This is a genomic window from Streptomyces canus 299MFChir4.1 (assembly GCF_000383615.1).
GTDB lineage: Bacteria > Actinomycetota > Actinomycetes > Streptomycetales > Streptomycetaceae > Streptomyces > Streptomyces canus_C.
This window is the reverse complement of record NZ_KB911613.1, coordinates 87,184-94,221: the sequence shown is the minus strand read 5'-3', so window position 1 is coordinate 94,221 and position 7,038 is coordinate 87,184. Positions and strand designations below refer to the sequence as shown.

6 protein-coding genes are annotated in these 7,038 nt (G+C 69.8%); 5 read left to right on the top strand and 1 reads right to left on the bottom strand.

What is annotated here, in order from left to right; genetic code table 11:
- The 3 genes from H293_RS0139120 to H293_RS0139110 all read left to right on the top strand — a co-directional run.
- On the top strand, positions 1-327 hold a 327-nt coding region (locus H293_RS0139120; protein ID WP_199790245.1), incomplete at its 5' end, for a transposase.
- Positions 328-445: 118 nt separating this feature from the next.
- Positions 446-850, top strand: a complete 405-nt coding sequence (locus H293_RS0139115) for an FKBP-type peptidyl-prolyl cis-trans isomerase (RefSeq protein ID WP_028808579.1) — start codon at positions 446-448, stop codon at positions 848-850.
- 282 nt (positions 851-1,132) lie between these two features.
- Positions 1,133-2,251 carry an acetate/propionate family kinase gene (locus tag H293_RS0139110; protein ID WP_020123236.1) on the top strand — a complete coding sequence of 373 codons (1,119 nt, stop codon included), beginning with the start codon at positions 1,133-1,135 and terminating at the stop codon, positions 2,249-2,251.
- A gap of 260 nt (positions 2,252-2,511) precedes the next feature.
- Here H293_RS0139110 and H293_RS0139105 read toward each other — a convergent pair whose 3' ends face one another.
- On the bottom strand, positions 2,512-4,221 hold the full coding sequence (locus H293_RS0139105; RefSeq protein WP_020123235.1) for a PucR family transcriptional regulator: 1,710 nt from the start codon (positions 4,219-4,221) through the stop codon (positions 2,512-2,514).
- 297 nt (positions 4,222-4,518) lie between these two features.
- Between H293_RS0139105 and H293_RS0139100 the strand changes: the two genes are divergently transcribed.
- Complete coding sequence (locus tag H293_RS0139100) at positions 4,519-5,049, top strand: general stress protein (RefSeq protein ID WP_020123234.1); 531 nt, start codon at positions 4,519-4,521, stop codon at positions 5,047-5,049.
- A gap of 66 nt (positions 5,050-5,115) precedes the next feature.
- A complete protein-coding gene (gene dnaK, locus H293_RS0139095) occupies positions 5,116-7,032 on the top strand; it encodes a molecular chaperone DnaK (protein ID WP_020123233.1) in 1,917 nt (638 codons plus the stop codon).
- Positions 7,033-7,038: the final 6 nt, after the last annotated feature.

The window sequence follows — 7,038 nt, the reverse complement described above, 5'->3', positions numbered from 1 at the left end:
ATCCTGGACAACCTCTCCGCCCACAAAGGCGCCGACATCCGCCGCTGGGCGAAGAAGCACAAGGTCGAGCTGTGCTTCACGCCGACCTACGCCTCGTGGGCGAACCCGATCGAGGCCCACTTCGGGCCGCTGCGGCAGTTCACCATCGCCAACTCGAACTACCCCAACCACACGGTTCAGACCCGGGCCCTGCACGCCTACCTGCGGTGGCGCAACACCAACGCCCGCCATCGCGACGTCCTGGCCGCCGAACGCAAGGAACGCGCCCGCATCCGCAGCGAAAAGGGCATCCGCTGGGGTGGACGCTCCCTCGCCACCGCAGCCTGAACGACCCGGCGAACCTATGCGGTCAGAGCACTAGCGTGACCATCTGCTGCACGGACTGTCCCTGTGTCCGACCGACTGGTCCGTGCGACGGCTTCCGGCTGAAAGTGATGAGGCTGCAATGAATGAATTGACAAAGCCCGAGGTCGACGTGCCGGAGGGTGACGCTCCCGGCGAGCTGACCATCCGGGAACTGGTCGTCGGGGAAGGGGCTGAGGTGAAGCCGGGCATGGTGGTCAGGGTCCACTATGTCGGGGTGACGTTCGAGTCCGGGAAGGAGTTCGATGCCTCCTGGGACCGCGGTCAGCCGTTCAAGTTCGCCCTGGGCAGTGGCAAGGTCATCAAGGGCTGGGACCGGGGGGTGAGGGGGATGAAGGTCGGCGGTCGGCGCGAGATCATCGTTCCCCCGCGTCTCGGCTACGGCAATCAGTCGCCTTCGCCGTTGATCCCGGCGGGCTCGACCCTGGTCTTCGTGGTGGACCTGCTGGACTCGTATTCCAGCACAACCGGGTGGAGCAACGCCTAGTGCCCCTGGCCGCTCCTCCCCTGCGGCGTGCTGCGTCGTCCGCCGGGGTGGGCACCGCCGCGCTCCTCGCTGTCGCTCCCCGCCCCCGCGCAGCAGCAATCCATTCCGCAAGCCGATACGGACCAAGATCCGGACCATTTCCGGACCAGCACCCCTCCGGCGAGCCGCACCAACTGCTACTTCCCCTGGTCAGCTTGGGTGCCACGATCATCCGGTGAGCCTCCGTTTCCTACGAGGCCAGGCGGGTACCCGGCTGCCCCGCAATCGCGGGGAAGGAGCACCGTGTCGGCAGGAGACATCGGCCCGGTCCTGGTGGCCGCCGCAGGCTCGTCCAGCCTGAGGCTGACCGTGTTCGGCGACGACGGGCAGGTCCTGGCCGAACACCACAGCGCCTCCGCACCCGGCGAAGACGTGTCCGGCCCTTTGCGGCACCTGCTGGCCCACGCGCCATCGCCCGCTGCCGTGGGTCACCGCATCGTCCACGGCGGGCCCGGACTGCGCAGCCACGTCCTGGTCGACGACGAGATCCGGGCCGCCCTCAGGAGTGTGGCCGACCTGGCACCGCTGCACGTCCCGCCGGCCCTCACCGTCCTGGACTCCGCCCGGAAGCTACTACCCGACGTCCCGCACGCAGCCTGCTTCGACACCGTCTTCCACGCCGGCCTGCCCGCCGCCGCCCGCGAGTACGCGGTGCCCGCCACCTGGCGCGAGGAGTACGGGATGCGCCGCTACGGCTTCCACGGGCTGTCCTACTCCTGGGCACTCGGCCGGACGGCCGAGCTGCTCGGTCAGCGCCCCCAGCAGCTCCACCTGGTGATCACCCACCTCGGCGGCGGCTGCTCAGCCTGTGCGGTGCGCAACGGGACCAGCGTCGACACCACCATGGGCTTCACACCGCTGGAGGGGCTGGTGATGTGCCGCCGCAGCGGAAGCGTGGACCCCGGCGCCCTGACCTGGCTGCAGACGCGGCACCGTCTGTCCGCCGACGACATTGAGGACGCGCTGAATCACCGTTCCGGTCTGCTCGGCCTCTCCGGCACCTCCGACGACACCCGCGACCTCGTCCGCAGCCGGGCAGCGGGCGACGAGCGCGCCGCTCTCGCCCTGGACGTCTTCACTCATCACTGTCGCCGCGGCATCGCCGCGATGGCCGCGTCGCTCGACCGGCTCGACGCCCTGGTCTTCACCGGGGAGATCGGCGAAGACCAGCCCGAGGTTCGCGAAGAGGTATGCACCCGGCTCACCGCCCTCGGGCTGACCGGCGGCCTGCGCACGCCCGACGACGCGAGCCGACCCGCGATCGTCAGCGGGCCTGGGGCGGACATACCGATCGTGATGGTACCCACCGGAGAGGCCCGGCAGATCGACCACGAGACCCGGGCCCTTCTTCGCGGCCTGTGAGGCGCGTGCGCGCCTTCCGCCCCGCCTCGTCGCGTTCCTGAGTGAAGTGCGGAAAGGGTCGTGACCCGCCAGGCACCGCACCGCTACCGCTCCTACTGGCCCGGCACTCAGTGGCCCCCGTGCCCGTCCCGTCAGCCCGCGTGCGCGGGGCGATGGCGGCGGAAGGCCCGAAAGGATGGGGAGCAGCGCTCCAAGACACGTGTCGGCGGGCTCCGGCAGCCAGACTGACCCGCTGCGCCGGCCCGGCCGGGTTTCCGCGGTCAGCGCCGCCCGCCCAGGATGATCTTCCAGACGCGCGTTGCCACCTGCAGATTGAGCCGGGTGTCCACATCCGCCAGGTCGCGGTCGCTGATTTCCCGGATGCGCTGCAGCCGGTAGCGCAGAGTGCTGCGGTGGACCGTCAGTGCGACGGCCGCGTCGTCGTAGTTGCCTCCGCAGTCGAAGTAGCGCGAGAGCGTTTCCACCAACTCCGTGTCGTGCTCTGTGTCGTAGTCGATCAGCCGGCCGAGCCACTCCCGCACGAAACCTTCGAGTTCCCGGAGATCGTTGCCCGGCCCCAGGATCCGGTACAGCCCGAGTTCGTCGAAGAACGTCGTCCCGCTGCGCTCGCGGGAGTTCTGCCGCACCTCCAGGGCCCGCAGTGCCTCCTGATAACAGCGGGGAACTCCGTCCGGGGAGTCGCAGCGGGTGCTCACCCCGATCGCTCCGGCGGATGTCCCCAGCTCGTGGGCCAGCGCCGCGTGCACGGCATCGTCGTCGGGCCTTGCTTCGGTCAGCAGGACCACCCGGTCACCGCGACGGGTGATCAGCGTATGGGCCGCCGTGGTGGCTGTCGCTCGCTCGACGGCCCGGGTGAAGGAGTCGTCTGCGGCGTTGCCCGGCCAGTGCACCACGACCACGTAATGGGTACGCCGCAGGTCGTGGCCGAGGGCTTCGGCCCGGGCATAGGCGCTCGTCTCGTCAGTGCCCTCCAGCAGGTCGTCGATCAGCTGGCGGCGCAACCGCAGTTCGACCTCGGTGAGCTCGCGCACATGCAGGAGCTCCTGGGCGAGCAGGCGCTGGGCGTGATCCAAGGCGAACATGGTGTGCTCGTCGGCCGTCGCCTCGGGGTCCTCGAGGGCGAGTACGCCGAGGAGGTGGCCGCGCGGCCTGACGAGGGCGATCAACCGGGCCTTGACCCTGACCGGGCCCGCCTCGCGCGCGACCAGCCGCAGCATCTCTTCCTGGCGGGTCGAGGACCGCACCGGATGAGGGTCGGGCCGGTCGGGACCGGCCCAGGACCTCACGTTGCCGAACCGGTCCTCGATGAGTGCCGACAGCCCGGTGAGCTCGTACAGCGCCTGGGTGATGGCGTCCTCGCCGCCGCCCCGCGCGGTAACACGGGCGAGGGTCTCGTGCACCTTCTTCTGCAGGTGCAGCTCGGAGTACAACGTGTCCAGCTGCCGCAGTGCGGTGTCCCGTTCGGTGCGGAGGCGGATCATTTCGCCGGCGTTGTCGTGCTGCGAGGCGCGTGTTGCCGCCAGTGACAGGGCCGCGGCTGTGAGTTTCACGAGCGTTTCGAGGAGGAAGTGCCCCTGCTCATCGGGCCCGGACGGGGAGGAGACCACGATGTAGCCCAGCAGACCGTCGGCTCCGCGCAGGCCGAACGCCCGGCTCCAGGGCCGCTCCGGAAGGGATACGGAGCCGTCGGCCCCGCCCAGCTCCGTCATTTGTGCGTCGTCGACCGTTGGTGCTCCCACGTCGTGGCCCGGAACACGTGACAGACCGTCGCCCGTCGAGAGGTATCCCGCCTCGGCGCGGTAGGGGCCAAGGGCTCTGACCTGCCACATGGCCAACCGCACGATCTCACTCTGTTCCGCGCACGTGAACAGAGTGTGCGACAGCACCAGCAGCCCGTGTGGGTCCAGCGCCGCGAGCGGACGGGGGTCGCGGCGTTCGCTGCCCGTGGTGTCCCCCGGGTGGCGAGCCACTTCCTGGTCGGGGACATGAGGCGACAGTCTCGGTGACGGACGGCAGGCCATAGACCACTCCGTTTCTCCGGTCATCGGAGGCGATCAGGCGAATCGTGGGATTCACGCCTCGGCGAGCCCTGAGTACCCAGCCTGGACCGGGCCACCCGGCTTGTCTGGATTTTGCCTTGTTCTCACGGACCGACCGACAACGCCGAGTTCTGACCTGCCGGGGGCAGGCGGAGCGTGCTGCCGAGTTGCCACGCTGGGCCTGTCAGGGATCGCTGGCACCTGCAACCGGTGAGGAAGGACTGGCCGATGAACGAGCAGGCCCGCAGGACCATCGCTTCGTACACGACCTACCAGGAGGCGGAACGCGCCGTCGATCACCTGTCCGATCGGGGTTTCCCCGTCGAAAGGGTGGCCATCGTCGGGCAGGACGTGCGCCTGGTCGAGCAGGTGACCGGCCGCATGGGACTCGGCGGGGCCGCCCTGCACGGCGCGGCGAGCGGCGCCCTGCCCGGCGCCCTGATCGGATGGATCTTCGGGCTGCTGAACTGGCTGGACCCGGTCGTGTCAGGACTGCTCCTCGCCTTGTACGGGCTGATTTTCGGAGCAGTCGTCGGCGCGCTGTTCGGCCTGCTGGCGCACGCGGCCCAGGGTGGCCGCCGGGACTTCGCCTCGGTGAGCTTCATGCAGCCCAGCCGGTACGACGTCGTCGCCGACGACGCGGTCGCCGACGAGGCGGTGCGGCTGCTGGCCGAGCTGCCCGGCGGGACCAGTACCGGCACAAGCAGCGGGGCGTGGAAGGGCAGCAGCCGGCCGCGGAGCGGTCCCGCCGTCACCTGAGCCATTACGGAGACCGGGCGCGGCTCCGAGGGAGAACGGGGGCGCCCGTAGCGGAAGGAGTTCCTCATGGCCAAGGCAGTAGGAATCGACCTGGGCACCACCAACTCGGTGATCGCCGTCTGGGAGGGCGGCGAGCCGACGGTCGTGCCCAACAGCGAGGGCAACCGCACGACACCCTCCGTGGTGGCCTTCACCGACACCGGGGAACGTCTGGTGGGCCAGCTGGCCCGCCGCCAGGCGATCCTCAACCCCAAGGGCACCATCTACTCCGCCAAGCGGTTCATCGGCCGGCACTTCGACGAGATCTCCGAAGAGGCCAGGGCGGTGACGTACGACGTCGTCGAGGGCGAAGGCGGAGCGGCCCGGTTCAAGGTACGCGACAAGCTCTACGCGCCTGAGGAGATCAGCGCGCAGGTGCTGCGCAAACTCGCCGACGACGCCTCCAAGCAGCTGGGAGAGCGGGTCACGGAGGCGGTCATCACGGTGCCCGCCTACTTCAACGACGCCCAGCGCACCGCCACCAAGGACGCAGGACGGATCGCGGGACTGGAGGTGCTGCGGATCATCAACGAGCCGACCGCGGCGGCCCTGGCCTACGGCATGGACAAGAAGGAGCACGAGACCGTCCTCGTCTTCGACCTGGGCGGCGGCACCTTCGACGTGAGCATCCTCGACGTCGGTGACGGCGTGGTGGAGGTGCGCTCCACCGCCGGCGACAGCCACCTGGGCGGCGACGACTTCGACCGGCGTCTGGTCGACCACCTCGCGGACGACTTCCAGAAGGAGAACGGCATCGACCTGCGCAAGGACCCGCAGGCGCTGCAACGCCTGTTCGAGGCGGCGGAGAAAGCCAAGACCGAGCTCAGTTCGGTGACACAGACGCAGGTCAGCCTGCCGTTCATCACCGCCGACGCCGCGGGCCCCAAGCACCTCACCGACTCGATCATGCGGTCCACGTTCGAGCAGATCACCGGCGACCTGGTGGAGCGGTGCCTGGGACCGGTCGAGCAGGCCATGGGCGACGCCAAGGTCGGCGAGAGCGACATCGACGAGGTCATCCTCGTCGGCGGTTCCACCCGTATCCCCGCCGTCCAGGCCCTGGTGCGTCGGCTGACCGGCGGCAAGGAACCCAACATGAGCGTCAACCCCGACGAGGTCGTGGCGATGGGCGCCGCGATCCAGGCCGGGGTACTCAAGGGTGAGGTCAAGGACGTCCTGCTGCTCGATGTCACGCCCCTGTCGCTGGGTGTCGAGACCCGCGGCGGCGTGATGACGAAGATCATCGAGCGGAACACCACCATCCCGGTGCGCCGCTCCGAGACCTTCTCCACCGCCGAGGACAACCAGCCCGCCGTCGACGTGGTGGTCCTCCAGGGCGAGCGCGAGCGGGCCGCCGACAACCGGGTGCTCGGCCGGTTCCAGCTCACCGACATCCGCCCCGCGCCGCGCGGCGAGCCGCAGATCGAGGTCATCTTCGACATCGACGCCAACGGCATCCTGAACGTCACCGCGCGGGACAAGGACACCGGCAAGGAACAGGGCATCACCATCAGCGAGAGCTCCAACCTCGACCGCACCGAGGTCGAGCGGATGGTCCAGGAGGCCGAGCGCAACCAGGGCCAGGACCAGGCCCTGCGCGAGGCGGTCGACGCCCGCAACGAACTGGACGCCATCGCCTACCAGGTCGAAAAGCGCCTCGCCGAGCTCGGCGACGCCGCGCCCGCGCACGAGAAGGCCCGCGCCGAGATGCTGGTGTCCGAGGCCCGCGAGGCGGTCAGGAACGAGGTCGGGGCGGACAAGGCCCGGCCACTGACGTCCGAACTCCAGCAGATCTTCGCAGGGCTCGCGGCCCACCAGGCGGGAGCCGCCGCGGGCGGTGCGGCGGGCACCGGCTCACCGGACGGATCCGGTCCCGGCGCAGGGAGCCCGGGCGGCGCAGGAGCCGACGACGACGTGATCGACGCCGAGTTCGACAAGGGCTGAGGTGCC

What these genes read in the sequence shown, in the direction of transcription:
- dnaK (WP_020123233.1), top strand. Translation starts at nt 5,116, where the DNA reads ATGGCCAAGGCAGTAGGAATCGACCTGGGCACCACCAACTCGGTGATC.
- H293_RS0139115 (WP_028808579.1), top strand. Translation starts at nt 446, where the DNA reads ATGAATGAATTGACAAAGCCCGAGGTCGACGTGCCGGAGGGTGACGCT.
- H293_RS0139100 (WP_020123234.1), top strand. Translation starts at nt 4,519, where the DNA reads ATGAACGAGCAGGCCCGCAGGACCATCGCTTCGTACACGACCTACCAG.